Origin of the sequence: Dickeya undicola, assembly GCF_000784735.1 — a bacterium.
GTDB classification, from domain to species: Bacteria; Pseudomonadota; Gammaproteobacteria; order Enterobacterales; family Enterobacteriaceae; genus Dickeya; species Dickeya undicola.
In genome coordinates, this window is the sequence record NZ_JSYG01000045.1 from 1 (window position 1) to 267 (window position 267).

The following is a 267-nucleotide window of genomic DNA, read 5'->3' on the forward strand; positions in this document are numbered from 1 at the left end:
CGGGAAGTTTTCTCTGCCGACGGGTACGCGCCCGACGGACACCACCCCAAAAGCAAAAAACCCCCGGCATAAACCGGGGGTTCCTTATGTGATGCCTGGCAGTTCCCTACTCTCGCATGGGGAGACCCCACACTACCATCGGCGCTACGGCGTTTCACTTCTGAGTTCGGCATGGGGTCAGGTGGGACCACCGCGCTCTCGCCGCCAGGCAAATTCTTTTTATTCCAACCGTCATGCTCACACTTCCCGTGCACAACCATCAGAACC

At 58.4% G+C, this 267-nt stretch carries 1 rRNA gene; it reads right to left on the reverse strand.

Annotated features, from left to right (window positions below):
* Positions 1–93: 93 nt before the first annotated feature.
* A 5S ribosomal RNA gene (rrf, locus tag OB87_RS18610) occupies positions 94–209 on the reverse strand.
* Positions 210–267: the final 58 nt, after the last annotated feature.